The 26,740-nt window shown below is 57.2% G+C and carries 31 protein-coding genes and 1 tRNA gene; 15 read left to right on the plus strand and 17 right to left on the minus strand.

Annotation, left to right across the window (positions count from 1 at the left end; all coding sequences use genetic code 11):
- Window positions 1-10: 10 nt before the first annotated feature.
- The 4 genes from pstB (at window position 11) to ACR0DJ_RS06820 (ending at window position 3,183) form a co-directional block, all read left to right on the plus strand.
- Window positions 11-808, plus strand: a complete 798-nt coding sequence (pstB, locus tag ACR0DJ_RS06805) for a phosphate ABC transporter ATP-binding protein PstB (protein ID WP_171228332.1) — start codon at window positions 11-13, stop codon at window positions 806-808.
- 16 nt (window positions 809-824) lie between these two features.
- Window positions 825-1,526 carry a phosphate signaling complex protein PhoU gene (phoU, locus tag ACR0DJ_RS06810; RefSeq protein ID WP_170344289.1) on the plus strand — a complete coding sequence of 234 codons (702 nt, stop codon included), beginning with the start codon at window positions 825-827 and terminating at the stop codon, window positions 1,524-1,526.
- A 12-nt stretch (window positions 1,527-1,538) separates the two neighbouring features.
- A complete protein-coding gene (gene phoB, locus ACR0DJ_RS06815) occupies window positions 1,539-2,228 on the plus strand; it encodes a phosphate regulon transcriptional regulator PhoB (protein ID WP_170344290.1) in 690 nt (229 codons plus the stop codon).
- 187 nt (window positions 2,229-2,415) lie between these two features.
- Entirely contained in the window at window positions 2,416-3,183 is a 768-nt protein-coding gene (locus tag ACR0DJ_RS06820; RefSeq protein ID WP_480684335.1) for an SDR family oxidoreductase, read from the plus strand.
- On the opposite strand, the gene ACR0DJ_RS06825 is transcribed toward ACR0DJ_RS06820, so the two are convergent.
- Window positions 3,180-4,049, minus strand: a complete 870-nt coding sequence (locus ACR0DJ_RS06825) for an acyl-CoA thioesterase (RefSeq protein WP_257600729.1) — start codon at window positions 4,047-4,049, stop codon at window positions 3,180-3,182. The genes ACR0DJ_RS06820 and ACR0DJ_RS06825 overlap by 4 nt on opposite strands.
- 51 nt (window positions 4,050-4,100) lie before the next feature.
- On the minus strand, window positions 4,101-5,333 hold the full coding sequence (locus ACR0DJ_RS06830) for a serine hydrolase domain-containing protein (RefSeq protein WP_480684337.1): 1,233 nt from the start codon (window positions 5,331-5,333) through the stop codon (window positions 4,101-4,103).
- A 198-nt stretch (window positions 5,334-5,531) separates the two neighbouring features.
- Between ACR0DJ_RS06830 and ACR0DJ_RS06835 the strand changes: the two genes are divergently transcribed.
- Complete coding sequence (locus tag ACR0DJ_RS06835; protein ID WP_170344296.1) at window positions 5,532-6,161, plus strand: 2-hydroxychromene-2-carboxylate isomerase; 630 nt, start codon at window positions 5,532-5,534, stop codon at window positions 6,159-6,161.
- A gap of 28 nt (window positions 6,162-6,189) precedes the next feature.
- Here ACR0DJ_RS06835 and ACR0DJ_RS06840 read toward each other — a convergent pair whose 3' ends face one another.
- Window positions 6,190-7,008: an SDR family oxidoreductase gene (locus tag ACR0DJ_RS06840; protein WP_257600725.1), complete on the minus strand. Its 819-nt coding sequence runs from the start codon at window positions 7,006-7,008 to the stop codon at window positions 6,190-6,192.
- Window positions 7,009-7,465: 457 nt separating this feature from the next.
- On the opposite strand from ACR0DJ_RS06840, the gene aroQ reads away from it, so the two are divergent.
- On the plus strand, window positions 7,466-7,915 hold the full coding sequence (gene aroQ, locus ACR0DJ_RS06845; protein ID WP_170344299.1) for a type II 3-dehydroquinate dehydratase: 450 nt from the start codon (window positions 7,466-7,468) through the stop codon (window positions 7,913-7,915).
- Entirely contained in the window at window positions 7,912-8,667 is a 756-nt protein-coding gene (locus ACR0DJ_RS06850; protein WP_170344301.1) for an autoinducer binding domain-containing protein, read from the plus strand. Before aroQ ends, ACR0DJ_RS06850 begins: the two co-directional genes overlap by 4 nt.
- Window positions 8,668-9,029: 362 nt before the next feature.
- On the opposite strand, the gene tsf is transcribed toward ACR0DJ_RS06850, so the two are convergent.
- The 5 genes from tsf to ACR0DJ_RS06875 form a co-directional block, all read right to left on the minus strand.
- The gene (tsf, locus tag ACR0DJ_RS06855) at window positions 9,030-9,905 is read right to left on the minus strand and encodes a translation elongation factor Ts (protein WP_152457972.1); all 876 of its coding nucleotides are present in this window, start codon (window positions 9,903-9,905) and stop codon (window positions 9,030-9,032) included.
- A 76-nt stretch (window positions 9,906-9,981) separates the two neighbouring features.
- Window positions 9,982-10,782, minus strand: a complete 801-nt coding sequence (gene rpsB / locus ACR0DJ_RS06860; protein WP_224855776.1) for a 30S ribosomal protein S2 — start codon at window positions 10,780-10,782, stop codon at window positions 9,982-9,984.
- A 167-nt stretch (window positions 10,783-10,949) separates the two neighbouring features.
- A complete protein-coding gene (olsA, locus tag ACR0DJ_RS06865) occupies window positions 10,950-11,804 on the minus strand; it encodes a lyso-ornithine lipid O-acyltransferase (protein ID WP_480684341.1) in 855 nt (284 codons plus the stop codon).
- Window positions 11,791-12,546: an L-ornithine N(alpha)-acyltransferase gene (olsB, locus tag ACR0DJ_RS06870; RefSeq protein WP_170344307.1), complete on the minus strand. Its 756-nt coding sequence runs from the start codon at window positions 12,544-12,546 to the stop codon at window positions 11,791-11,793. The genes olsA and olsB overlap by 14 nt, the downstream gene beginning before the upstream one ends.
- Window positions 12,547-12,654: 108 nt before the next feature.
- Window positions 12,655-12,837, minus strand: a complete 183-nt coding sequence (locus ACR0DJ_RS06875) for a DUF3553 domain-containing protein (RefSeq protein WP_050602459.1) — start codon at window positions 12,835-12,837, stop codon at window positions 12,655-12,657.
- A gap of 43 nt (window positions 12,838-12,880) precedes the next feature.
- Here ACR0DJ_RS06875 and ACR0DJ_RS06880 point away from each other — a divergent pair, with 43 nt between their 5' ends.
- The gene (locus ACR0DJ_RS06880) at window positions 12,881-13,477 is read left to right on the plus strand and encodes a histidine phosphotransferase family protein (protein ID WP_170344308.1); all 597 of its coding nucleotides are present in this window, start codon (window positions 12,881-12,883) and stop codon (window positions 13,475-13,477) included.
- Here the strand turns inward: ACR0DJ_RS06880 and ACR0DJ_RS06885 are convergent.
- The 9 genes from ACR0DJ_RS06885 to ACR0DJ_RS06925 all read right to left on the minus strand — a co-directional run bounded on the left by ACR0DJ_RS06885 (window position 13,474) and on the right by ACR0DJ_RS06925 (window position 20,928).
- On the minus strand, window positions 13,474-14,736 hold the full coding sequence (locus tag ACR0DJ_RS06885; protein WP_480684344.1) for a glutamate-5-semialdehyde dehydrogenase: 1,263 nt from the start codon (window positions 14,734-14,736) through the stop codon (window positions 13,474-13,476). The two genes, ACR0DJ_RS06880 and ACR0DJ_RS06885, sit on opposite strands and share 4 nt — an antisense overlap.
- A 33-nt stretch (window positions 14,737-14,769) precedes the next feature.
- On the minus strand, window positions 14,770-15,876 hold the full coding sequence (gene proB / locus ACR0DJ_RS06890) for a glutamate 5-kinase (RefSeq protein ID WP_170344311.1): 1,107 nt from the start codon (window positions 15,874-15,876) through the stop codon (window positions 14,770-14,772).
- Window positions 15,864-16,898, minus strand: a complete 1,035-nt coding sequence (obgE, locus tag ACR0DJ_RS06895; protein ID WP_170344313.1) for a GTPase ObgE — start codon at window positions 16,896-16,898, stop codon at window positions 15,864-15,866. The genes proB and obgE overlap by 13 nt, the downstream gene beginning before the upstream one ends.
- Window positions 16,899-16,936: 38 nt before the next feature.
- Complete coding sequence (locus ACR0DJ_RS06900) at window positions 16,937-17,473, minus strand: GNAT family N-acetyltransferase (RefSeq protein WP_152457964.1); 537 nt, start codon at window positions 17,471-17,473, stop codon at window positions 16,937-16,939.
- Window positions 17,470-18,078 carry a LysE family translocator gene (locus tag ACR0DJ_RS06905; protein ID WP_425078250.1) on the minus strand — a complete coding sequence of 203 codons (609 nt, stop codon included), beginning with the start codon at window positions 18,076-18,078 and terminating at the stop codon, window positions 17,470-17,472. Before ACR0DJ_RS06905 ends, ACR0DJ_RS06900 begins: the two co-directional genes overlap by 4 nt.
- A 95-nt stretch (window positions 18,079-18,173) precedes the next feature.
- The gene (rpmA, locus tag ACR0DJ_RS06910; RefSeq protein ID WP_039535512.1) at window positions 18,174-18,443 is read right to left on the minus strand and encodes a 50S ribosomal protein L27; all 270 of its coding nucleotides are present in this window, start codon (window positions 18,441-18,443) and stop codon (window positions 18,174-18,176) included.
- 11 nt (window positions 18,444-18,454) lie between these two features.
- Window positions 18,455-19,066, minus strand: coding sequence for a 50S ribosomal protein L21 (locus tag ACR0DJ_RS06915; protein ID WP_425078249.1), 612 nt, complete (start codon window positions 19,064-19,066; stop codon window positions 18,455-18,457).
- A 219-nt stretch (window positions 19,067-19,285) separates the two neighbouring features.
- Complete coding sequence (locus ACR0DJ_RS06920; RefSeq protein WP_170344317.1) at window positions 19,286-20,086, minus strand: DUF2059 domain-containing protein; 801 nt, start codon at window positions 20,084-20,086, stop codon at window positions 19,286-19,288.
- Window positions 20,086-20,928 carry a DUF2059 domain-containing protein gene (locus ACR0DJ_RS06925; protein WP_480684347.1) on the minus strand — a complete coding sequence of 281 codons (843 nt, stop codon included), beginning with the start codon at window positions 20,926-20,928 and terminating at the stop codon, window positions 20,086-20,088. The genes ACR0DJ_RS06920 and ACR0DJ_RS06925 overlap by 1 nt, the downstream gene beginning before the upstream one ends.
- A 123-nt stretch (window positions 20,929-21,051) precedes the next feature.
- Between ACR0DJ_RS06925 and ACR0DJ_RS06930 the strand changes: the two genes are divergently transcribed.
- From ACR0DJ_RS06930 to ACR0DJ_RS06960, 7 genes are all read left to right on the plus strand, one after another.
- A tRNA-Ser gene (locus tag ACR0DJ_RS06930) sits at window positions 21,052-21,141 on the plus strand.
- Window positions 21,142-21,402: 261 nt separating this feature from the next.
- Window positions 21,403-21,927 (plus strand): hypothetical protein, encoded by a 525-nt coding sequence (locus ACR0DJ_RS06935; RefSeq protein ID WP_480684348.1) that lies wholly within the window; start codon window positions 21,403-21,405, stop codon window positions 21,925-21,927.
- A 199-nt stretch (window positions 21,928-22,126) separates the two neighbouring features.
- The gene (locus ACR0DJ_RS06940) at window positions 22,127-23,155 is read left to right on the plus strand and encodes an alcohol dehydrogenase catalytic domain-containing protein (protein ID WP_480684350.1); all 1,029 of its coding nucleotides are present in this window, start codon (window positions 22,127-22,129) and stop codon (window positions 23,153-23,155) included.
- 75 nt (window positions 23,156-23,230) lie between these two features.
- Window positions 23,231-24,106, plus strand: coding sequence for a branched-chain amino acid ABC transporter permease (locus tag ACR0DJ_RS06945; protein WP_170344324.1), 876 nt, complete (start codon window positions 23,231-23,233; stop codon window positions 24,104-24,106).
- Between the two features lie 3 nt (window positions 24,107-24,109).
- Window positions 24,110-25,207, plus strand: coding sequence for a branched-chain amino acid ABC transporter permease (locus ACR0DJ_RS06950; RefSeq protein ID WP_480684351.1), 1,098 nt, complete (start codon window positions 24,110-24,112; stop codon window positions 25,205-25,207).
- Window positions 25,204-25,968, plus strand: a complete 765-nt coding sequence (locus ACR0DJ_RS06955; protein WP_480684353.1) for an ABC transporter ATP-binding protein — start codon at window positions 25,204-25,206, stop codon at window positions 25,966-25,968. Before ACR0DJ_RS06950 ends, ACR0DJ_RS06955 begins: the two co-directional genes overlap by 4 nt.
- A complete protein-coding gene (locus ACR0DJ_RS06960) occupies window positions 25,965-26,738 on the plus strand; it encodes an ABC transporter ATP-binding protein (RefSeq protein WP_480487537.1) in 774 nt (257 codons plus the stop codon). Before ACR0DJ_RS06955 ends, ACR0DJ_RS06960 begins: the two co-directional genes overlap by 4 nt.
- The last annotated feature ends 2 nt before the right edge of the window (window positions 26,739-26,740 follow it).

Below are 26,740 nucleotides of genomic sequence, written 5' to 3' on the forward strand. Positions count from 1 at the left end.
GGGGGCTGGAATGAACGACATGACACGAGTGGAGAGAACCGTGGACTCCAAAGACATCAAGATCAACGCCAGGAACGTACAGGTTTTCTACGGTGAGACCCATGCCATCAAGGACGTGAGCGTTGAGATCGAAGACAAGACCGTCACGGCCTTCATCGGGCCATCTGGTTGTGGCAAGTCCACCTTCCTGCGCTGCCTGAACCGGATGAATGACACCATCGATATCTGCCGTGTCGAAGGCGACATCCTGCTGGATGGTGAAGATATCTATGACAAGCGTGTCGATCCGGTCCAGTTGCGCGCCAAGGTCGGAATGGTGTTCCAAAAACCCAACCCGTTCCCGAAGTCGATCTATGACAACGTGGCCTATGGCCCGCGCATTCACGGCATGGCCCGTAACAAGGCGGAACTGGATGAAATCGTGGAAAAATCCCTGCGCCGCGGCGCAATCTGGGATGAGGTCAAGGATCGTCTGGATGCACCTGGCACCGGCCTGTCCGGCGGCCAGCAGCAGCGTTTGTGCATCGCCCGGGCCGTCGCCACCGAACCCGAAGTTCTGTTGATGGACGAGCCGTGCTCGGCCCTTGACCCGATTGCGACAGCACAGGTCGAAGAGTTGATCGATGAACTGAGGTCGCGGTTTTCCGTTGTGATCGTCACCCACTCGATGCAGCAGGCGGCGCGGGTCAGTCAGAAAACGGCCTTTTTCCACTTGGGCAATCTGGTTGAATTCGGTGAAACCGGGCAGATTTTTACCAATCCGATAGATCCGCGCACGGAAAGCTACATTACCGGCCGCATCGGCTAAGCACAGGTATCTGACAATGAGCGAACAACATATTGCAACTGCTTTTGACCGCGACCTCGAGGCGATCCAAGCGCATATCATGAAGATGGGCGGGCTGGTCGAGGCCGCCATCATAGGCGCGGCCCGCTCGCTGGAAACCCGCGATGAAGAGTTGGCGCAAGAGGTGCGAAAAGGCGACAAAGCCATCGACGCGCTTGAAGAACTGATCAATGAAGAAACCGCCAGGTTGATTGCGCTGCGTGCACCCACGGCCGGTGACTTGCGGCTGATCCTGTCGGTTCTGAAGGTATCCGGCAACCTTGAGCGCATTGGCGACTATGCCAAGAATATCGCCAAACGAACCACGGTTCTGGTCAATGCCAGCGAGATCTCCGGAAGCGCTGCGGCCTTGCGCCGGATGGCACGCGAGGTCGAACGGATGCTGCGTGATGCGCTGGATGCCTATATTCAGCGCGATGCGGAACTGGCCACAGACGTCATCAACCGCGATGAAGAAGTTGACCAGATGTATAACGGCCTTTTCCGGGAATTTCTGACCTTCATGGCCGAAGACCCACGCAATATCTCGGCCTGTATGCACCTGCATTTCATCGCCAAGAATATCGAACGCATGGGCGATCACGTAACCTCGATCGCCGAACAGGTTGTGTACCTGGTCACCGGCGACCGCCCGACCGAGGCTCGGCCCAAGGCCGACAACACGTCGCAAACCGTGTAGGAGGCGAGCGAGATGTCCGCAGATCAACCTACCGTTCTGGTTGTAGAGGATGAAATGGCTCAGCGCGAAGTTCTGGCCTACAATCTTGAAGCAGAAGGATTTCGGGTTTCAAAGGCTGCCAACGGTGAAGAAGCCATGTTGTTGGTGGATGAAGACAGTCCGGACATCATCGTCCTGGACTGGATGATGCCCAATCTGAGCGGTATCGAGGTCTGTCGTCGTCTGAAAAGCCGCCCGGACACGCGTTCAATCCCGATAATCATGCTGTCGGCCCGGTCCGAGGAAGTGGACAAGGTTCGCGGTCTTGAAACCGGGGCGGATGACTACGTGGTCAAGCCATACTCCGTGGTCGAGCTGATGGCGCGCGTGCGCACGCAATTGCGCCGCGTCCGTCCTTCGACAGTTGGTTTGCGCCTGGAATTCGATGACATTATTCTTGACTCCGAGACGCATAAAGTCAGCCGGGACAACAAACCACTCAAGCTCGGGCCGACCGAGTTCCGGCTTCTCAGCACGTTCATGGAAAAGCCGGGCAGGGTCTGGAGCCGCGAGCAATTGCTGGACCGGGTTTGGGGCCGCGACATCTATGTCGATACCCGAACGGTCGATGTGCATATCGGGCGTCTGCGCAAAGCTCTGACGCAATATGGCGGAACCGATCCAGTGCGAACCGTCCGCGGCGCAGGATACGCATTGGGGTAGCTATTTGGTGTGGGCTTGTAACGTGCAAAACAATTGAATTTTAACAGGGGTCGCACTTCGTTTGTGAATTCACCATGCTCACCTAATGGTCGCATAATTGGTATTATGGTTAATAATGTCCGCTTGTGACTTGACCGCAAAGTGAACACGTTGACCAGGACACACAAGATTTGTTTTGGGATGCGCTATGGAGCTCAGAGATAGAACTGTCATCGTGACCGGCGCCGCAGATGGCATTGGCCGGGGTTTGGCGGAACGCTTTGCTCAGGAAGGTGCGCGCGTCATCTGTTCGGATATTGACGCAGCCGGAGCCCGTGAAGTCGCAACCCAAACTGGCGGCGTTGCCTTCACATGTGACGTCTCGGATGAGGATCAGATCAAGGCGTTGATTGATTACACCGAAAACACTGTCGGCCCAATTGATCTGTTCTGCGCAAATGCCGGCATCCTGACGCTTGGCGGTCTGGATGTTCCGGACGATCAATGGGAAAAAATTTGGAAAATCAACGTGATGTCACACGTGTGGACAGCGCGACATCTGGTGCCTCGCATGATCGGTCGCGGCGGCGGTTATATTTTGACAACGGCCTCTGCGGCGGGTTTGCTGAACCAACCAGGTGCGGCGCCATACGGCGTCACGAAACACGCGGCGGTCGGATTTGCCGAGTGGCTGTCGCTGACATATGGCACCAAAGGTCTGCGGGTCTCGGTTCTTTGTCCTCAGGCGGTTCGGTCGCAGATGACTGAAGGACACGAGGTTTCAGTGGCATCGATCGACGGAATGCTGGAGCCCGAAGACGTCGCTGAAGCCTGCGTACAAGCCATCCGGGAAGAACGGTTTCTGGTTCTTCCACATCCGCAGGTTCTGGATTATCTGCAACTCAAAGCGGCCGATTATGATCGCTGGCTGGGCGGAATGCGCAAGTTGAATCAACGCTTTACGCCAGATATTTAACGTTTTCCCTGCGCCTTCCGCATAAGACCTTCCTGAGCCACCGACGCGACAAGGGTTCCGTCTTCTGAATAAATCGATCCACGATTGAAGCTGCGTCCCTGCCCTGTCCACGGAGAATCCATCACATACAGATGCCAGTTCTGAAATTTAACGGGTGCATGAAACCACAGAGCATGGTCCAGGCTGGCGCCGTTGAACTCTCCGGAAAACCAACTCAGCCCGTGAGGTCGCAAGCCCGACGACATGAGGTTCATATCCGACGCATAGGCCAACAGAAGATGTTGAGTTTTCGCATCCGCAGACGCGGCGGCCGCCATGCGAAACCATGTCTGGTTGCGGTCGTCTGACACTTCGGGGTTGAACGGATCCAGATGATCCACCTCCCGGACTTCGATCGGGCGTTCACGCAGAAGTTCACCGCGAAAACCTTCGGGCACGCGATCTACATATGCTTGTCGAAGCTCGGAGCGGGATGGGTATGTCTGGGGTGGATTCACGGTTGGCATCGGATGCTGATGATCCCAACCTTCATCCTGAACGTGAAAGGATGCCGACATGTTCAGGATCTGTTTGCCATTCTGAATGGCAACGACGCGGCGGGTAGTGAACGACCCCCCGTCACGCGCCCTATCAACTTGATAAATAACGGGTTTATCTGGGTCTCCGGGTCGGATGAAATAGGCGTGCAGGGAATGGCACAACCGGTCTTCCACGGTTCTGTACGCCGCGGCCAAGGCCTGCGCAATGACCTGACCGCCGAAAATCCGGGTTGGTGTTTCTCCACCTGATCCTGTGCCGCGGAAAAGATCGACTTCAAGCCGTTCGATATCCAGAAGATCCAGTAAGATGCGTTCCGCTTCGGTCATTGTTTGCTCTCAGGCTGATTATTTGAAACCCGGGTATCAGCCTGAGCAAGATCATTCAATCATGGCGGCGTGCACCAATGCCTTGAGTTCAGCCCGGGATGGATAAGAACTGGACGGCGACAGTTGCGTTAAGAACACAGCCGTCAGGTCGTTCTGCCAGTCGATCCAGAAATAGGTCGAGGCCATGCCCCCCCAGCTGAAATCACCAACGGAACCGGGCACACGCACCCGACCCGGATTCAGAACAATCGATCCGGCAAGGCCAAACCCCATGCCTTCCATCGGCTGTTCTGCAAAGCTCTTTGGTCCCATCGAAGCGATATCACCCGGCAAGTGGTTGCGCATCATGAAGTCCACCGTTTTCGGGCCAAGCAGTTGATGGCCATTTCCGGCCCCTCGATTACGTAGCATCTCGACGAATTTGACATAGTCGTCGATTGTGGACACCAGCCCGCCGCCTCCTGAAAAGGTCGTCGCGTTCTCGAATGGCGAGCCCTCGTAAGAATCGATCAATCGTAGTGAGTCACTTCCTTGGTCAAGCGAGTTCAACGCCATCGCATCGCCGGCCAGCGGCGTGTAAAGGGATGCGAACCGGTCCCCTGCCCCGGCTGGTACTGAAAACCCGGTTTCGCGCATCTCGAGGGGCGCCAAGATTTCCTGCCGGAAGAATTGTTCCAGGGTCTGTCCCGAGACGACTTCGACAACGCGCCCAAGCACGTCGGTTCCGACAGAGTATTCCCACCGTGTTCCGGGCTGGAATGCCAAAGGTAACTCTGCCAGGTCACGTACGCGATCTTTCAGAGGCCCTTGATCCGGTTTGAAGATAAGACCCTTTTCATCCATCGCGTCCGGTAGAATCCCGGGATTGAACGGATAGCTGAGACCACTGGTGTGGGTGAGTAACTGATGTAGAGTTGGGGGGGCTGCGTCTTCGGTTTGATCCAGCCTTTCCGCGCCGGGTACCAGAGCCTGCATCTGATTGAATTCGGGCAGGAAATCGGACAGAGGCGCGTCGAGGTGAAACAGCCCACGTTCCGCCAACATCATCAAGGCAACAGAGGTGACGGGTTTGGTCATCGAGTAGATGCGCGCCAGCGTGTCGCGTTGGAACGGCAGAGCCTCTTCCAGGTTTCGAAAACCGCTGGAGTGGAAAAAAACCTCATCCCCTTTGTGCTTCAGCAAAAAGGACGAGCCCGCGTATTTACGCTGATCAACATAGCGGTCCATCCAGATGCGAATCCGGTTCAGACGCGTTTCATCGAACATGGCTTGTTTTCGAAGCATTTTTTGAGTTCCACCAGAAGTTGACTAATATCGTGCGTGCGTGGGGCCTGAAACAACAGCAGAACCCGGGCTGAAATGAATGGTTATACAAGTAGAGCCAAGAGGCACGCCTTTCATCCAGGTGATACAATGAAACCGATACAGATTCGCTTGTAAATTGTTGGATGGGGTCATGTCGGACCGGCCTGGAGGAACATCATGACGCAAAACATAGATTTCGTTTACGATTTTTGCAGCCCAAATGCCTTTCTGGCTCACAAGATGCTGCCAGAGCTGGCCGCGCGGCATAATGCCAGGATCACGTATTCCCCTGTCCTTCTGCCTGTTGTTTTCAAGGCAACGCACAACCAGAGCCCGTTTCAGGCGTTTTCCGAGAACCGTCAGAAAACCGCCTATCTTACCCATGACTTGCATCGGTTCGCGCGACGTCGCGGGCTGAGCTTTCACATGAGCCCGCATTTTCCGATCAATACAAAATTTGCGATGCGGGGCGCCCACTTTGCCAGAGGAAAATCATGGGAAAATCGATATATAAGCGCTGTTTTTGATGCGATTTGGGTGCATGGACAAAAAGCTGACGAGTTGGCTGTTCTCGTCGATATTCTGCAAGAAAACGAACTGCCGGTTCGCAAGCTGCGCGAGGCAATGACAAGCCCTGAAATCAAACAGGATCTGAAGGATCAGACCAAATCGTTCGTGCGACGCGGCGTTTTTGGCGTTCCCAGCCTGTTTTACGGATCTGAAATGTTCTTTGGCAAGAACAGTTTGCCGAACCTAGAAATTGAGCTGTCGAAACACAAGAAACGGCACAAATCCAACACGTTGTGAACGGGATCAGCTCTGACCGCAGCGTGGCTTAGAAGGCTTCGGCAAAGATGTTGCCCGACGTAACTACGTTGATCCCACCGGAAACCGGGATAATCGAACCGGTTACGTAACTGCCGCCGCGTCCGCACAGAAACAGAACACATCCCGCTATATCTTCATCACAGCCGACGCGCCCAAGCGGCACTGACTTGCCGACCTTTTCACGCTTGTCCTCATCCGCCGTAGCAAAGGCCGTCATCCGCGATACGAACGGCCCCGGAGCCAGCGCGTTGACCGTCACGTGGTAAGGCGACAGTTCCTTGGCCATGATTTTCGTCAGATGCAGAACCGCAGCCTTCGAGGCTGAATAGCTGTAGGCGCCATCCCCCATGGGAACCTCTCCCATCACGGACCCGACATTCACGACCCTGGCCGGATCGTCTGCGGTTCCGGATTGCATCAACATCGGCAGCAACCTCTGGGTAAGCTCGAAAACCCCGGCCACGTTGACCGACATCACCTTGTCCCACGCGTCATACGGAAACTGCCCCAAGGGTGCCCCCCAGGTCACGCCAGAGTTATTCATAAGAATATCAAGCCTTTCCGTTCGGTCCTGAATGTCTGAAACCAGTTTGGCGATACTTGCCTCGCTGCCGATGTCTCCGGCAAACCCCTCGGCACTTCCCGGTGCCTCCAGCGCATTCAACTCGGCGGCGGCCGCGACACACGCGTCCCCGTTTCGGGAGGCAATCAAAACACGCGCACCGGCCCTGACCAGCGCTTCAGCGGCCATTCGACCGATACCCGTGGCGCCGCCTGTTACCAATGCGGTTTTGCCGGGCAGCGAGAAAAGGGTATCCGGGGTCATTGTCGTGTTCCTCTGCCAAATCTGATTTCGTTTGCATTCCGACCCGGTTCAAAGCCTTATCGTCTTTGCGGCAATCAGCCGCCCGCTGCGTTGACACGAACCCGGGTTGCACCAAAACTTCACACGACAATCTACAATCGCATCAGAGACGGTTTGCAAGTATTACTCAGCGTCGCAAGGGGCCGACCGAAAACCCCGGACAGTTCCTGTTTTCAGATCGTGAACTCGACGGCAATGCGCCTGAAATCCTGTTTTCCCAAAAACGAAAAACGGACGTAAATATACGGCCCAATTCCAAACGGACGTGCGGTATCGTCATGCCGAATGACTGAAGATGGTTTTCTCTTCCATCACAAGTTCTGTTTTCCTGGCACCTGTCTGTATTCAATCCGTTAATGTCAGGTAGACAACCCGGCCTTTTCGCGTCTATGAACCATAGTATGGGGATCGTGAAAACATGCATAACGTCTTGGTATTGAATGGCCCTAACCTCAATCTGCTTGGTACACGGCAGCCCGAGGTTTACGGCGACACAACATTGCACATGATCGAGGACCGCTGCGTTCAGCATGGGGCGTCCATAGGGCTGGATGTAACGCATCTGCAATCCAATCACGAAGGTGTGCTGCTTGACGCCATTCATGCGGCCCGTGGTGTGCAAAGCGGGCTGGTACTGAACGCAGGGGCGTTCACGCATACGTCGATTGCCCTCATGGATGCCATTGCATCAGTAGAGTTACCGGTTGTCGAAGTGCATCTTTCCAACATTCATGCCCGAGAAGCCTTCCGGCACAGGTCCTACGTAGCCCCTGTCGCATTGGGTCAGATCTGTGGCTTCGGTGCCCAAAGCTATATCCTCGCGCTGGACGCGCTCGCGGCTCATCTGAAAGCGGGCAACACGACATGAAGCTCAAGGAATATCTTCGGTTTGTCAGCTACACCAAAACCCTGGAAGACCTTTGGGATGCTCATTGCCGCAAAATGGCCGAGTTCGGATTTACCCGCCTGATCTATGGGTACACGCAATACCGGACAGAGACGTCTCTGGGTGATCCGGAAGATTTCGTAATCCTGACGAACCACAAACGGGCTTATGTGGACGGATTCCTCAAGGATGGTCTGTATTTTCACGCTCCGATGTTGAAGTGGGCATTGGACAACGAAGGCGCCGCCAGCTGGAAAATGTTGCAGGAGATGAACTCGGGCGGAACGATGACCGCCAAGGAGCGCGAAGTTTTCGAGTTCAACAAATCCATGGGCGTGGTTTCCGGCTATACCGTCAGCTTCAACTCGGTTTCCATGCGCTCGAAAGGGGCGATTTCTCTGTCGGCCGCCAATGGGCTCAGCCAGGAAGATGTGGATGCGGTCTGGGAAGAGCACGGCGACGACATTTTGCTCATGAACAATGTCGTCCACCTGAAAATCCTGACATTGCCGTTCCATCCGCCGAACCGGGCACTGACCAAACGTCAACGCGAAGCTCTGCAATGGGTTGGTGACGGGAAAACCACTCAGGATATCGCGCTGTTGATGGGACTGACATCGGCAACGGTAGAAAAGCACCTGCGACTCGCGCGCGAAGCTCTTTCGGTCGAAACGACGGCGCAAGCGGTTCTCAAGGCGTCACTGCACAACCAGATGTTCATTATGGAAGCATAACCGCAATATTTTGACGCTATCCCGCGTCAGTTTACCTTAGGTAAGGAAATCACTACTTTTCAAACCAATCCTAAAAGTTGCAAAGTGAGAGTGTTCCGTGAGTGGTGGCTTTAGCCAGGGAACATTGGATTGGATCTTTGCAATAACAAAGCTCTCCGATCAATCTGACAAGGGGGCGCCTATTTGTCCGCGTGCCGGTGTCGGAATTTTGGGGGGCCTCGACCATCCCCATCATGCGGGGCCCTCCAATTCTTCTCTAAAGTACTTTCAAGTCCGCCGGTGGCAAAAAAAAAGGGTTACGCGGCGCGCAACCCTTCAATTTTGTTGGGAAAGGCCGTTGCCGGCACTTTCCCTGTGCCCTTTTAGCCTTGCGCGGCTTTGGCGACTTCGGCGGCGAAATCTTCTTTTTCAACCACGATGCCTTCGCCAACTTCCAGACGGATGAAACCGGTGATGGTCGCGCCCGCTTCCTTGGCCGCTGCTTCGACGGTCAGGTCCGGGTTCACGACAAACTGCTGGTTCAGCAAAGTCGATTCCGCGACGAATTTCTTCATGCGGCCTTCGATCATCTTTTCGATCACCTGCTCCGGCTTGCCGGATTCGCGGGCGATATCCATCTGGACCTGCTTTTCTTTCTCGACAACGGCCGGGTCCATGTCTGCTTCGGACAGGGCCGCCGGGTTCACGGCCGCGATGTGCATTGCAACCTGCTTGCCGATTGCCTCGTCGCCACCGGTCAAAGCAACCAGAACGCCGATTTTGCCCATGCCGTTGGTGGCCGCATTGTGGACGTAGGACACGACGGTGTCGCCCGACAGTTTCGCCATGCGGCGCACCGACATGTTCTCACCAATCGTGGCGATCTTGTCGGTCAGGGTGTCGGCGACGGATTTGCCGCCCAGATCAGCTGCCAGCAGCTCTTCTACGTTGTCTACGCCTTCAGCCGCGTAAGCAATCTTGCCGACCATTTCCTGGAACTCGGCGTTTTTTGCGACAAAGTCGGTTTCCGAGTTCACTTCAACAGCTACACCGTTGCCGCCATCGACGTGGACTGCAACCAGACCTTCTGCTGCGGTACGGCCCGATTTCTTGGCCGCCTTGGCCAGACCTTTGGTGCGCAGCCAGTCAACGGCTTCATCCATGTTGCCGCCGGTTTCAGTCAGCGCTTTTTTCGCGTCCATCATGCCTGCGCCGGTCGAGTCGCGCAGTTCTTTAACCATTGCTGCTGTGATTGCCATCTTTAGGCTCTCCTCAATTCAAATGGAATTGGGGCAGGTCTACCCTGCCCCATATGTCATTTACGTGACGGGCAGCTTACGCTTCGGCTTTGGCTTCCGGAGCAGCTTCTTCAGCGGGTGCTTCTTCCGCAACGGCTTCTTCAACCGGTGCTTCTTCGAACGCGCCCAGGTCAACGCCTGCGGCACCCAGCTGAGCGGTCATGCCGTCCAGAGCGGCACGTGCGGCCAGGTCGCAGTACAGAGCGATTGCACGCGCTGCGTCGTCGTTGCCGGGTATGATGTAGTCAACGCCATCGGGCGAGCAGTTGGTGTCGACAACAGCCACGACCGGGATACCCAGCTTGTTGGCTTCTGCGATGGCCAGTGCTTCTTTCTTGACGTCGATGACGAACAGCAGATCCGGAACGCCGCCCATCTCGCGGATACCGCCCAGCGAAGCTTGCAGCTTGGCCTGGTCACGCTCCATGCCCAGACGCTCTTTCTTGGTCAGGCCTTCGGCGCCCGATTCCATCGCTTCGTCGATCTGGTTCAGACGATTGATCGACTGGGAAACGGTTTTCCAGTTGGTCAGGGTGCCGCCCAGCCAGCGGTGGTTCATGTAGTACTGAGCCGATTTTTCAGCCGCTTCTGCGATCGGGCCGGCAGCCTGACGCTTGGTGCCGACGAACAGAACGCGGCCACCTTTTGCGACGGTGTCACGAACGGCTTGCAGCGCCTGGTCCAGCATCGGAACGGTCTGGGTCAGGTCCATGATGTGGATGCCATTGCGCGAGCCGTAGATGAACGGGCCCATGCGGGGATTCCAACGCTGTGTCTGGTGACCGAAGTGCACGCCAGCTTCCAGCAGCTGACGCATGGTGAACTCGGGAAGAGCCATGCTTTGTTTTCCTTTTCCGGTTTACGCCTCGGCGGGGGTGAAAGAAGCGGATGCTCCAACCGGCGGGCCGGATAGGGATGTCTCCCCTACAAGGCCCAAACCCCACCTGCGGGTTTGAATGGCGCGCGTATACGGCAGGTTTGGACGCAGTGCAAGGGTCAATGCCCTTATTTTTCAAGCCGCGCCAATGCATGCGCGTGGAGCACCGCCGCTTCGCAATGGGCCGCAAGTTCCTTGCGATTGGCGAAGTCCCTGACCCGGGCCGGCGAATGATAAATCAGTTCAACGGATCCTTGTCTGCGCGCACCCAATGTCTTGAGCAGGTGCGGCGCGAAATCCATATCGCCCCACCAGCCATAGAACCGGTCAGGCTGACCTTTCGGCGCGTGGAAAATCACCGAGACCGGTTGCACATACATGAAATCCCGCAATTCATCCGCGAAGAAAGCGGCAAAGAGCGTTGTTTTGAATGGCAAAACACGCAATCCGTCGGTCGAGGTGCCCTCGGGGAAAAACAACAGTTTATGTCCGGCCTTCAGACGTTCTTCGAAGATCGCCGTCTGCTCGCGCGCCTTTTTGCGATCCCGCTCGATGAATACGGTTCCGGTGGCCCGTGCCAACCATCCGATACCCGGCCAGTTTACGACTTCTGCCTTGGACACGAAGTAGACCCTTTTGCGGGCGTTCAGGGCAAAGATATCCAGCCAGGATGTGTGGTTGGCAACAACTGCGCCGTGTTCCTTCATCAACGCGCCCGAGCAGCGGAATCCGATTCCCAGGACTCGGAACGCGTTTCGGCACACGAACTGGCTGATGAACGGTGTGACAGGGCGTCGAACGCCACAAAGCGGCAGCTCGATCAGTCGAATGGCCAACAGAACAAGCAGCCCACCGAACACAAGGATGGCCAGGGGCAAGCCCCTCAGGATCACAAGAATCCAGCCGACAAAACCCAGTTCGAACGGATCCGGCGCATCCTCACTGTTCCAAAGCGGATCATTCACCGGATCAAGCCCCGCCATAGATGCGCTTCTGCCGCTCGTTCATACGGGTCGTATCCAGGATCAGGCACACATCGGTGGTATTGAAGGTATGATCGATGAACGCCCCTTCACCCACAAAACCGCCAAGCCTCAGATAGGCTTTGATCAGGGCCGGAACCTGCACCATGGCGCGGCGGCGATCCAGCCCGTCCGGTGCGACAAGATCCATGGTCTGAAACACGCTCGGCTGAGCCCGCACCCGCAGGTCTGGCGGTGCCAGATGATTGTGATGCAGCATGGACAATGGCTGGGCCAGTTCCTGCACATCCGTGCCATGAAAACTGGCGACGCCGAACAGAACTTCGATCTGACGTTCGGCCACATACCGAGAGAGACCATTCCAGAGATGATACATGGCCGTACCGCCCCGGTAGTCCCTGTGCAGGCAGGACCGGCCCAGTTCCAGCAACTTGCGGCCACTTTGCTTGAGAACGCTCAGATCGTATTCGTCCTCGGAATAAAACTGCCCCAAGTCAGCGGCGCGATCCCCCGGTAACAGCCTGTAAACGCCGACAACTTCTCCGGTCGCATCATCAATGGCCAGCATGTGATCGAAATAGGGATCAAACCGGTCCCGTTCCAGCCCGGTCACATGATCGATCAGCTCACCCCCGCCGCCGAGTTCACGCACAAACACGTCATAACGCAACCGCTGCGCGGCGCGCAGTTCGTCCTGGGTTTCTGCCAATTTGATCGTGAACGAGGGGCCAGCGTCCGGCATGTCAGACTTATCGATCCTGTTTTATCAACGCGGCTGATACCCCAGTTCCTCAGGGGAAGGCAACAAGTGGGCATCTGGCCTTTTCTGTTAACTCTTCTTAAACCAGTTTCACGGATCAAAGACCGGCATCAGGGCGATGCGCGTTCCGTCGATTACCACTTTCCCCTGCTCGCGAAAGTTCACGGTGATCTTGCCTGCGATGTTGGACTGAACCTGTCCGACGCCCCATTCGGGGAAATCCGGGTGGCGAACAAACATGCCCGGTGCAAGAATAGCATTCATGTCTGTCATTTGGGGCTTCCGGTTCCTGCGGCAGATACCGCAGGAGGTACGCATGGGCAACACGAACGTCAACCTGGCTGAATTGATCGGCTCACGGATCTGCCACGATCTGATCAGCCCGATCGGTGCCATCACCAACGGGCTGGAGCTGTTGGACATGGTTGGTGCTGTCCAGGGCCCCGAGATGGAGTTGATCTCGGGCAGTGTCGGCAGTGCGGGCGCGCGTATCCGGTTTTTCCGGGTTGCCTTCGGATCAGCAGGCGAACAGCCGCTGGGCCGTGCCGAAGTGGCCGAGCTGCTCAAGGACATCGAACGCACCGGACGGGTGAGGGTTATCTGGAACCTGAAGGAACCCGTGCCCCGGAATCAGGTCAAACTGGCCTTTTTGGCAATCATGTGTTTCGAAAGCGCCATGCCACTGGGCGGCACAGTCGAAATCACGACCCAGGATGGAAAATGGTCGGTCATCGGGACAGCGGACAAGCTGAACGTGGACACTGAACTGTGGAAACACGTTGCAACCGGCCGGTTTCCCAACAAGATTACACCCGCGCAGGTCCAGTTCGCTCTGCTGCCCGAAACGGCAAATGCGATGGGTCGGCGCGTTGCGGTGGAAACCGCCGCAACCCGCGTAGCGCTGCGTTTTTAATCCCGAATCGTTCCGTTCCCGCGCACCAGATATTTGAAACTGGTCAACTGGGCGGCCCCCACCGGGCCGCGGGCATGCATTTTGCCCGTGGCGATACCGATCTCGGCGCCCATCCCGAACTCGCCACCATCGGCGAACTGAGTCGAAGCGTTGTGCATCAGGATCGCGCTATCGAGGCGCTCAAAGAAACGGGCTACGGCCGTGTCATCCTCGGTCATGATACAATCGGTATGGTTTGATCCGTATCGCTGGATATGCGCAATGGCGGCGTCGATATCAGCGACGGGCTTGGCCGCGATTACGCTGTCCAGAAACTCTTTTCCCCAATCCTCCGCCGTCGCGGAAACTGTGCCCTCGACCGCAAGTGTGCCTTCGGCGTGAACTTCGACTCCTGCTTTCAGCAGTGCGGCGATCACGTCTCGCCCCAGCGTTTCGGCGATGTCCTGATGAATCAGCAGACATTCGGCAGCGCCGCAGATGCCGGTACGGCGCGTCTTGGCGTTCAGCACCACGTCCAGTGTTTTCTGCGGATCAGCACTCTTGTCGACATAGATGTGCACGATGCCTTCAAGATGCGCAAAGACAGGCACACGGGCCTCACGCTGGACCAGCCCGACCAACCCCTTGCCGCCGCGCGGAACGATGACGTCGACATAGTCGGTCAGGGTCAGCAATTCCTGAACCGCCGCGCGGTCACGTGTCGGCACCAGTTGAATCGCATCTTCCGGCAGATTGGCGGCCTTCAGCCCTTCAACCAGGCAGGCATGAATCGCGGTCGAAGAATGAAAACTCTCGGACCCTCCGCGCAGGATAACGGCATTTCCGGATTTCAGACACAGCGCGCCTGCGTCAGCGGTGACATTCGGGCGGCTTTCATAGATCACGCCGATCACACCCAGCGGGGTGCGTACGCGCTGAATATTCAATCCAGTCGGACGGTCCCATTCGGCCAGCACTTCGCCTACCGGATCGGTCTGATCAGCCACCGCCCGCAAACCATCGACCATGCCCTGAACACGCGCCTCATCCAGCATAAGGCGGTCCATCATCGCCGGGCTCAGGCCCTTCTCGCGGCCGAACTCCAGATCCTTCCGGTTGGCTTCGATGATCTGCGCCCGATTGGCCCAAACCGCGTCGGCTGCCGCAATCAGGGCGGCATGTTTGCGTTCAGAGCTTGCAAAAGCCAGATCGCGCGATGCCGCTTTGGCACGTTTTCCAAGATCAGCCATCAGAGCCGGAATGCTGTCGAAATCTTTCATGTCGCGTGCCTTTCAGGTCGTCTTTTTCAGTATCTACAGGGCCAGATCATCCCGGTGGATCAAGGCCGCACGGCCGGGATATCCAAGGGTCGCCTCGATCTCGGACGACTTGCGCCCCTTGATCGCGTCAGCCTCCTGCGCGGTGTAACGGCTGATTCCCTGCGCCAGCCGGCGAGCTTTGGGGTCAAGGATCGCGACGGGGTCGCCGCGCCCGAAATCGCCGGTCACTTCGACAATACCTGCGGGCAACAGGCTTTTGCCATTTGCCAGCGCGTTGGCAGCCCCTTCATCGATGGTGATTTCGCCACGCGGTTTCATTGCTGAAATCCAGCGTTTGCGCGCAGCATGCGGGTCCAGCGTTGCGGTAAACCACGTCGAATTCGCGCCATTTTCCAGCGTTTTCAGAGGGTTCAGAACCGATCCTTCCGTGATCGCCATCGCACAACCGCCCGCGGTGGCCATCTTGGCGGCCAGCAGCTTTGTCTTCATTCCGCCCTTTGACAGGCCAGAGCCCGCATCGCCCGCCATGGCTTCGATCTCGGGCGTGATCATGTCGATCGTTTCGAAACGCGTGGCCGAGGCGTCCTCGTTGGGGTTGCCCGAATAGAAGCCATCGACATCTGACAGCAGGATCAACTGATCCGCCCCGACCGTTACCGCGATTTGCGCGGCCAGACGATCGTTGTCGCCATACCGGATCTCATCCGTTGCCACGGTGTCGTTTTCGTTGACGATCGGCACGACACCCAAGCCCAGCAAAGTTTCCAGGGTCGCCCGTGAATTCAGATAGCGGCGACGATCCTCGCTGTCTTCCAATGTCACCAAAACCTGAGCCGTGGTAATCCCATGAGGCGTCAATGCCTCTTCATATGCACGCGCCAGACGAATTTGCCCGACGGCAGCGGCAGCTTGCGACTTTTCCAATGGCAATGTCGCCATGGACAGCCCCAAAACGCCGCGTCCCAGTGCAATAGATCCGGACGAGACAAGGATTACATCTGTCCCCTGCCCCTTGAGCCACGCGACATCCTGCGCCAACGAAAACAACCATTCATTGCGCAACTGGCCGGTTTCGCGATCAACCAGCAAAGCTGACCCGATTTTGACAACCAATCGGCGCGCAGAAGTCAGGGTTGCCAAGGCTGCGCCTCCTCAGCGGGTTTCTGACGAACACGATTGTCGTCGATCTGGCCGCGCAACGCGCGCAGAACCTCGGTTACACCTTGATGAGCAACGCCGGACATCGTCATCACGGGGCCGCCAACGGCCTCTTCCAGTTCGGCTTTGGCCAGATCACGTTCTTCATCATCCAACGCATCAACCTTGTTCAGAACGGTGATCCGGGGTTTCTGGGCCAGTTCGCCGCCATAGGCCTCAAGCTCGTGAATAATCGTGCGGTAATCATCGGCAACCGTTTCCGAGGTACCATCGACAAGATGCAGCAGCACGGCGCAGCGCTCGACATGACCAAGGAAGCGATCTCCGATCCCGCGCCCTTCATGGGCGCCTTCGATCAGGCCGGGGATGTCGGCCACCACGAATTCCACGTTGTCGACCCCCACGACACCCAGATTTGGGTGCAGCGTGGTAAACGGATAATCCGCGATCTTGGGCCGCGCGTTGGACGTGGCTGCAAGAAAGGTCGATTTGCCTGCATTCGGCATGCCCAGCAGTCCTACATCGGCAATCAGTTTCAGACGCAGCCAAATCGTACGGTCAATGCCTGCCTGCCCCGGATTTGCACGCCGGGGGGCCTGGTTGGTGGCCGATTTGAAGTGCAGGTTGCCGAAACCGCCATTGCCGCCCTTGGCCAGCAGAACGCGCTGGCCCACCTCGGTCAGATCGCAGATGACGGTTTCCTCGTCTTCGTCCAGAATCTCGGTGCCGACGGGCACGCGCAGGACAATGTCATCACCGTCCTTGCCGGTACGTTGCTGCCCCCTGCCCGGCTGGCCGTTCTTGGCAAAGAAATGCTGTTGATAGCGGAAGTCGATCAGGGTGTTCAGCCCGTCCACGACCTCGACCCAGACGGAACCGCCCTTACCGCCGTCCCCGCCATCAGGGCCGCCGTATTCGATGTACTTTTCGCGTCGGAAGCTGACGCAGCCGCTACCGCCGGCCCCGGACCGGATGTAGACCTTTGCAAGATCGAGAAATTTCATGGTCTGTCCCCTACTGCAAAGGCCCCATCGGCCACAAGTCAGAGTTTTTTGCTGTACGTCCAGGTGGGCACATTCGCATCACGCGCCACCGAATAGCTTTCTGCATCGCCAAGATACTGGAACCCGCAATGAGTCAGGACCCGGGCCGAGGCCGGATTGTCCTGAAACACACTGGCAAACATCGTCGCGTTTTTCAGCGGGTTGGCATTTACCAGTGCTTCGACAGCCATAGAGGCAATGCCGGTATTCCAATAGATCGGCGCAACCCAATAGCCGACTTCGGACTGATTCCGATCCAGCCGTTTCAGCGTGATCAGACCAATCAGTTCCGGACCGCCGTCCTTGGTGGCATCCATGACCCAGACGTCCTCGTCCCGGTCCTCGGCCATCGAGCGCGTCACAAAGGCCTCGGTCGAGCCGGGGGCCAAAGGATGTGCGATACTGGTTGTCATACGTGCCACACGCTCATCACCGGCATAGTGCTCGATCAGCCCCATATCCGACCGACGCAGAGGACGCAGATCGAACCGCTCGGTTTCTATGACCGGCTGATTTATTATTGTTTCAAGTTTCATGGGTGTGTTCCTCCTCCGAACAACACGAAAAGTACGGACGCAACCGTAAGGCCTGCCAATGTCCACATCAGATATTTTTCAACGGGTCGTCCTTCAACCGCGTGGGCAATTCTATCGCCCGCAAAAGTCCAGATCGGATGAAGGATCACCTGGCAAAACAACAAACACAGAGCAATCGTAACCGTCGCTTCGAAACTGGGGGTGCCCGCAGCCACGAACCCGGTGAACCCGGCAATGATCATGGCCCAGGCCTTGGGGTTGAGCGGATGAACAATCAGCCCGGCCAGAAAGCCGGGGGCGTTCCCCTCAGCCTGCTGTCGCGACAACCGCGTGTTGGCAATCTTCCACGCCAGCCAAAAAATATAGGCCGCTGACGCGTATTTAAGTACCGCAAACACCGCGGGTGCCTGATCCGAGAGATGCAGCAACCCAAAACCGACCGGCCAAATGATCAGCTGCTTCCCAAGGATAACACCCCCGACAAAAGGCAACGCGGCGCGAAAGCCAAAACGCGCACCAGTACCCAGCAGGACCATGTTGGCCGGTCCCGGCGTGCCGACCTGGCTGGCGGCAAAGATCAGGAAACTGGTGGTTGCGACTGTCATCGGTTTGTTTGATCACGACTGCGTTAAAACGAAAAAGGGACCGGCACTTTGTGCCGGTCCCCCATGAATTTTTCTTAAACCTTCTGGGTTTCGGCTTACTCTGCGGCCTCCGCCACTGGCAGGACCGAAATGAAGGTGCGGTTTTTCAGTCCCTTGTGGAACTTTACGGCGCCATCTGTGGTTGCAAAGATGGTGTGATCCTTGCCCATGCCGACGCCTTCGCCCGGCCAGAACTTGGTGCCGCGCTGACGCACGATGATGTTGCCTGCGATGGCGGCCTGACCACCATACAGTTTCACGCCAAGGCGACGACCCGCTGAGTCGCGGCCGTTACGGGAGGAACCGCCAGCTTTTTTATGTGCCATTCTCTCTCTCCTTAGCCTTTGGCCAGCTCTTTGGCCTGCTCAACCCATTCGGGTTTCACTTTGACCGTTTCGATAGCAGCAATCTGCTCGTCCGACAAGGCGGCCAGAGCGGCAAAGCTCTCGATTCCGGCTTCGGCAAGCTTCTTGGCAGCGGCAGGGCCGACGCCGTTCAGCTTGGTCAGATCGTCCGCAGCAGCAGCGGCAGGTGCCACTGCCTTGGCTTCGGCTTTCTTGGCAGGCTTTGCAGCAGGTGCCGCTTCGCCAGCCGGAGCCGAACCGGTTGCAGCCTTGATGCCCGACTTGTCAGCGCCCGACGACAGGATGTCGGTGATCTTGACCAGTGTCAGCTTCTGACGGTGGCCAACGGTACGCTTCGAGCTGTGCTTACGACGACGCTTGACGAACTTGATGACCTTGTCACCTTTGATCTGTTCGATCACTTCGGCCTGAACGCCTGCGCCTTCGATGAACGGTGCGCCAACGACCGGAGCGTCGCCACCCAGCATCAGAACATCGTTGAATTGAACTTTTTCACCTGCGTCGGCAGCCAGCTTTTCAACGCGGAGGATATCACCCGCCTGAACCTTGTACTGCTTGCCGCCAGTCTTGAGGACCGCAAACATGCGTCTTTCCTTTGTCTAACCGCGTTCTGTGGTCCCCTTACGGGAGTTTCCGGCTCCAAGACACTTGAAAGCCACCTCGAACAGCGCGCCCTTTTCGGGCTGTGTGAATGACCATCAGGACATCCCAAGGGTCAAATAATAACGATACCCGGCGCGGAATACCGGCCGGGATGCGCGCTTATCCATGGATCGCCGAGAAAAGTCAACACCAAAGCGTCGTCAGAGATCAGACGCCCTAAGCGTCTGTGCGACCGCCCGCCCCAACCGGAAAGATATATCGTTGAACATGCGGTCAAAGCCGTCGAACAGCGCCTCATTCAGGGCGCGCCCGGTTTCGGTTCTGGAAAACGCGATATTCTCGCGCATCTGGGTCTCGTCCAGAGGCCGATAGGCCATCAGAAGAAAAGAATAAAGCCACGCCTCGGTTTCAGCTGCGCGGCTCTCTTTCTGTGACAGAAGTTCGGCCAGCAATTCCTGATCATCGCCTTGCGCGTCGATATCAAGACCCTGAAAGAAGCTGTAATCTGAACTCAGCGCCCCCTGAACGTTCTTTTCGACAAGGTCATTGGCCTGGATGTACTCATCGACCAACTCGAACCGAGTCGAGTCGCGTTCAACGGACTCATAGGATTCACGGGCCATGTCCTCGATGGCCTGGTCCGACATCGCCTGCCGGGCCGAGTTTTCCAGCGACACGATCGTCTGACCAAGATCGCTTTCGAAAAACAGGATCGCCTGATCAAGCTGCGCAACTGAAAGACCTGCCTCAAAGGCATCCGTCAGGAATTGCTGCATCCAGACCGGGTCGTAGATATCTTTGACCTGCGCTTCAAAATATGCGCCGCCGGTATTGTCCAACAGCGTTTCGTCAAGTTCCTCGCGGTGCCCCTGCCCTTCCTGTACGAGAATTTCCATCACATGCGAAAGGTGCATGGCCTGCGCCAGCCGGTCGACCCTTTGATCGGCCAGCAATTGTGCGCCCCACAGAACAAACGCAATCGTCAGAAAAACGCGGTGCATCAAATATCCTGTGCGGGATGCAGCTCGGCCATTCGGGCCGCAAGAACTTCGAACCGCATGGCCATGATCTCGTATTGGATCGCGTTCAGCAATTCATACACTTCCTGCATCAGGGGTTGTTCCAGCGCCTCGACATACGAGTCGACATCCGCATCGGAAAAGTCCTGATAGGTATAAGCTGCGCCTGCAAGGCTGGACAGTTGCAGCGACTGGCGCATACCGGCTTCGTTCCGCTTCATCAATGCACGCAATTCTTCGGCATCCAGTTGCAGTTCGATGACACCTGATGCGCTGGCTGCCAGAAGAAAACGCACCTGAATTTCTTGCAGGGCCCGCACCGCGGTGCCGGTCGAATCGATCGCCTTGTTCATGCGCTTGAAACTTTCGACCCGTTGCGATCCGTCTTTGATCAGGTCTGAAATGATTTTTTGACCTTCCAACTGCTTGGCCTCATCGTCCTCAAGCATATGCGAGGCGTTTTCGGCCTCGACCAGGCGCTGACCCAGGTCGGATGCATAAAAGTCTACCGCGTGCGTCAGCGCCTCATCACTCAGTGTTTGTTCCAGGATGGAAACTGCGGTCTCGTGCATGGCGCCGACATCAAAAACTTCGTCCGCCAGGCGGGCCCAGTCCGAGCCAAATCCCTCAGGGTCGATCCCCAGCATCTGAGGGGCGGACCTCGAGCTCAGCGCGATGCTGTCCAGGGCGACGTCAAACCCGGTTGTGGTCAGAAAGGCCTCTATCCGATCGCGGCTGGCGGCGGAAAGTTCCAAAGGGATCAGAACAAGCGCAAAGAGCGGGGCCAGAAACCAAAAGGCAGAGCGGCGTAGAAACTGTGTCATACCTATCAGACTAGGAGTTTTGCGCTGGCAGGCAACGGAAAATCCCCGGTTTCGCAAAATCCCGAATTTTCTGCTTGCACCCCTGCCCGTTCCTCACTAAATCCCCCCCTCACAGACCCCCGCGGAGAGGTGCCGGAGTGGTCGAACGGGGCGGTCTCGAAAACCGTTGTGGGTGCAAGCCCACCCAGGGTTCGAATCCCTGTCTCTCCGCCACTTTTCCAATGCTGGCTCAATGCTGCCTTTTGGGTTCACGATAAACGCCTGAAAATTGGTTGCGCCTGCGGTCCTTTCCCGGCGGATCGCTGCCAAAACAGGGCGCGTCACCTTTGTGCAGGCGTGTTCTTGCCGCGTTTCCAGGGGCAATGAGCATAGCCCGGCTTATACTCTATTCTGCTGAGAATTATTGGGAATTCCCCTTTGTACCTGAGTTATTTTTGGCGCATCCCGGCGACACATTTTCCAAAGGAGACACACATGTCGCGTACTCTCATTCTTGCCATCGTCATCGCCGCAATTGGCGCTGGCGGGTATTTCTATCTGAATCAACCCGAACCCACACCCGCTGAACGTTTGGAAACGGCGGCAGAAGAAGCCGCCGAAGCGGTGACAGACGCGGCTTCATCCGCACAGGACGCTGCCTCTGACGCTGTTGATGCCGCGACCGAACAAGCCGCCGAAGCAGCTTCGTCGTTGGCGGATCAGGCAAGCGAAGCGGCGTCATCGGTTGCGGATCAGGCCGCTGACACCGCCCAGGAGGCCAGCGATCAGGTGGCCGCGCTGGCCGGTCAGGGGCAGGAGTTGCTGAACTCATGGATTCAGGAAGGCAAGCTGGACCCGACCAACTTCGACTATGATGGCATTATGGCATCCCTTCAGGACAGCACTCTGGCCACCGATCTGAAGGATCAGGCGATCAAGATTGTGAATGATATCAGGGACTCGCCTGAAACGATTGTTCAGAAAATTCAGGAACTGACCAACCTGCTGACCCAACAGTAAAGTTTTGAAGGCCGATCCACGGGTCGGCCTTTGCCCCAGAGCGCATCTGCGCTGCCCCTACGTTAGGGCGTGGTTGAATTGACCTCCTTCGCGGCTTTTGATTGGCTGTGCCTGACAAACAGCCCGCACCTTGCCCGTACTATCGGGGGCTTTCCAGATATGGTGCGCGCTGTGCTTTAGCCATTTCAAGGATGACCCGATGACCGACCTGCCCCAGACAATGTTCGCCGCAATCCTGAAACATGACGGGTATTCCGGCACGGCCAACGGACCGGCCATTGAAAACGCCGCCGACTGGTTGGAAAAAGCCGAGGTTCCCACGCCGGAACCCGGCCCGGGTCAGGTGCTGATCCGGTTGCGCGCGGCTTCGGTCAATCCGTCAGATCTGCATTTCATCAAGGGTGAATACGGGCAGCCGAGGGTCAAGGGATCCCCCGCCGGCTTTGAAGGATGCGGAGACGTCGTGGCCGCCGGCAAGGGCGCCGAAGCCCTGCAAGGGCAACGCGTCGCGTTTGTTGCCGCCGGATCGGGGGCCTGGGCGGAATATGTCGTTACGCAGATGCAGATGTGCATCCCTCTGCGCCCTGATATCTCGGACGATGATGGGGCTGCTCAGATCGTCAATCCAATGACGGCGATGGCCATGGTGGATATGGCCAAGGCTGACGGCGATGCCTTTGTCGTATCAGCCGCGACCAGCCAATTGGGCAAGCTGATGTGCAGCCTTGGCCGCGACCTGGGGTTGAAGCCGATCGCCTTGGTGCGCCGGGCCGAGACGACAGGGATGTTGAAAGACCTTGGCGCGGCCGAAGTGCTGGTGACAACCGATGAAGACGTTGTCGCCAAGTTTGCGGATCTGAGCGCGCAGCTGAAACCGCGCGTGTTTCTGGATGCCGTGACGGACCAGTTGTCTGAACAACTGTTCTGCGCCATGCCCAACCGGGCGCGCTGGATCAGTTATGGCAAGCTGTCTACCGAGGCGCCGACGCTGACGCAGACCAGTCAACTGATCTTCATGAGCAAGCGGATCGAAGGCTTCTGGCTGACAAACTGGATGATGTCGACCCCGCCCGCCGATCAGATGCGCGTCGTGGCCGAGGTTCAGGCCCGGTTTGCCGACGGCCGCTGGAAAACGGATGTTTCGGAACATCTTAGGCTGAAAAATCTTGTGCCAAATCTGGCGGATGCGCTGAAAAAGAGTGACGGCAAGGTGATTATCACGCCATAGTAGAACAAACCCGCGTCACCGCAGGATACGTGCGGGCAGAACGCGACACCGGCAAACCGGTCGAGGGAGGACAGTTTGGATAACGCACAGCTGCTGATCAGCGGACTGGCAAACGGGTGTGTCTATGGCCTGATCGCGCTTGGCTTTGTTCTGATCTACAAGGCGACCGAAGCGGTAAATTTCGCGCAGGGCGATTTCATGATGCTGGGGGCCTTTGTCACCATCGGCCTGACCAATACCGAGTACATGGGCCTGCCGTTCTGGCTGGCCCTGCCGATATCACTGGGGATCATGGGGGCATTGGGATATCTTCTGGATCGCCTGATCATCCGTCGCCTGTTTGGCGAAAGTCAGACAGCCGTTGTTATCCTGACCATCGCCCTGGGCTTTGTGATCCGTTTCGTGGCCGGATTGATCTGGGGGCACGAACCGCAAACACTGCAAAACCCGCTGGCGGGGAAAGATCTGCGCTTTGGCGGCCTTGTGCTGGGGCTGGAGGATGTCGCCGTGATCGTCGTGACCATCCTGCTGACATGGGGCCTTTACGTCTTTTTCAAACGCTCCAAACTTGGGCTGGCGATGCAGGGGGCGTCGCAGAACCAGCTGGCAGCGTATTACATGGGTGTACCTGTCAAGCGGGTTCAGGGGTTCATCTGGGCGCTGGCCGGTGTCGTTGCGGGGATTGCGGGCATTCTGTTCGCCGCCAAGGGCGCGGTGGATCCGACAACCGGATTGCTGGGCATCAAGGCATTTGCCGCCGCCGTTATCGGAGGATTCGGAAGCCTGCCCGGTGCGTTGGCCGGCGGACTTATCGTCGGCGTGATCGAACCTTTTGCCAGCCGCTATATCGCGGCGGGTTACAGCCAGATCGCGCCATACGCCCTGCTGCTTGCCGTGCTGATCTTTCGCCCCAACGGGTTGTTCAGTCAGGTTCGGGTCAAAAAGGTCTGAGCCATGCGGATCGTCTTCAAAACCGACTACATGCAGGATATCCGCCCGTGGAAAGACCGCTATCAGCTTGTCCTGTATCTGATCCTTCTGACGGTTGTTGCCGCAGCCCCCTGGTGGCTTGACGAGTTCTATCTGGGTGAACTGACCAACGTCCTGATCTGGGCCATTGCCGGGTTGGGCCTGATGATCCTGACCGGGCATACAGGGCAAGTCAGTCTGGGCCACGCGGCCTTTCTGGCCTTTGGCTGCTATGCCAACGTCGCCCTGATAGAAGCCGGGGTGCCCTTTCTGGTTGCTTTCCCGCTGGCGGGCATTCTGACCGGGATAGCGGGCGTGACGGTCGCGATCCCTGCCCTGCGCCTGCATGGCATCTATCTGGCCATCTTCACCATGGCGCTTTCGATCCTGATGGACGACATCATCGTTCTGTCCGAACCCATCACCGGCGGTGTTGCGGGCAAGTATGTCGGCGGGGTCGAAATCTTCGGCCATCTGGTAGACCGCTTGGGAACGCCCGATCAGTTCTTCTGGCTGGTCCTGACCGTCGCCGTTCTGGTCACACTGGGATATATCAACCTGCTGCGCGCGCCTTTGGGCCGCAGCTTTATCGCTGTGCGCGACTCTGAGGTTTCGGCCCAGGCGATGGGAATCGATATCGCACGGACAAAGATGATCTCTTTCGCCTTGTCCTGCGCGGTGACGGGCTGGGCCGGGGCACTGATGGGGTTGTTCGCCGGAGCGTTCAACAACGAAACCTTCAGTGTTCTGATCTCGATCCAATTGTTGATGATGATCGTGATCGGTGGGCTTGGGTCGATCCACGGCGCGTTTCTGGGCGCGATCGTGATCGGGTTCCTGCCGCAGTTTCTGTCGATCTCAAAAGAATATGCCGGCGCTCTGTTCGGTGGCAGTACGGTGGCCATTCCGGGATTGGAGTTCGGCATCTTCGGCATGATCCTGATTGCCTTCATCCTGTTCGAACCCATGGGCATCTATGGCCGCTGGCTGAAAATCCGCACCTGGTTCGAGCTGTTCCCCTTCTATCGAAAGGACATGTTCAAACGGCAGAAGTCTTATCTCAAGACGGAGCGTCTGAGATGAGCTTGCTGGAGTTCGAAAATGTCACCCTCAAGTTCGGCGGCCTGACGGCGGTGGATGACCTGTCATTCGATGTTCGGGAAGGTGAGGTTTTCGCCATCGTCGGTCCAAACGGTGCGGGCAAGTCCACTGTTTTCAACCTGATTTCCCGGTTCTACGATCCCGTTGACGGGGCGATCCGGTTTGACGGACATGATCTGCTTCAGGTCAAACCGTCCGGCGTCGCCGCCTATGGCGTGGCGCGGACCTTCCAGAATATCGAACTGTTCGAACACGCCACCGTTCTGCAAAACCTGCTGGTCGGGCGGCACCGCCACCGCAGGACAAACCTGATTTCCGAGATTCTGTTCACCCCGTCCGCAAAGCAACAGGAACTGGAAAACCGCGAGAAAGTGGAACGGATCATCGATTTTCTCGACCTGCAAGCCTATCGCGACAAGATGATATCCGGGCTGCCCTACGGCGTACGCAAAGTGGTTGAAGTTGCTCGCGCTTTGGCAACCGACCCCAAATTGCTGCTACTGGATGAGCCGGCCTCGGGGTTGTCCGTCGAAGAGACAACGGACATGCGTTGGTGGATCGATGATATCCGACGGCAGATGGGCATCACCGTTTTGATGGTAGAACATGACATGGGCCTGGTCTCGGCCGTGTCAGACCGGGTTCTGGCCATGGCAGATGGTGCCAAACTGGCGCTTGGAACCCCGGCCGAAGTTCAATCGCACCCGGCGGTGATTGAAGCTTATCTGGGGAAAGCCTCATGAGCGCGCCAATCCTGAAAATCCGAAATGTCGAAAGCTTCTACGGCCCGATAATGGCCATTCGTGGCGTTTCTCTGGATGTTCACGAAGGTGCGATTGTCTCGATTCTTGGCGCAAACGGTGCCGGCAAGACGACGTTGATGAAAACCGTCTCGGGTGTGATGGACCCGGAAAAAGGCACGATCACCTTTGATGGAGACGACATTCAGGGGGCCGAGCCGCATACCGTCGTCCAGCGCGGGATCGTGCATGTACCCGAAGGGCGCGAGGTGTTTCCCCTGCTCACCGTCGATGAAAACCTGAGCCTCGGCGCGTATACGCGATCGGACAAGGCGCTGATCGACCAGGATCGCGAGCTGGTTTTCAGTTACTTTCCCGTTCTGAAAGATCGCCGCACGCAAGAGGCCGGCACCCTGTCAGGTGGGCAGCAACAGATGCTGGCAATCGGACGTGGGCTGATGGCCCGCCCCCGCATCATGCTGCTGGATGAACCGTCACTGGGTCTGTCACCGCTTTTGGTGCAGGAAATATTCGCCATTCTGAAACGTCTGAACGAAGAACAGCATATGACAATGCTGCTGGTCGAACAGAACGCCAATGCTGCATTGGAACTGGCGCATCATGGTTACGTGATGGAGGTTGGGCGCATCGTCATGGACGGCGCTGCGGATGAGTTGCTGAAGTCCGAGGACATCCAGAACTTCTATCTAGGCGTGCGGGAAGAAGGCGCGCGCGAAAACCGCCGTTGGAAGCGCAAGAAGACGTGGAGGTAAGC

This window comes from Ruegeria sp. BF10 (assembly GCF_056538725.1).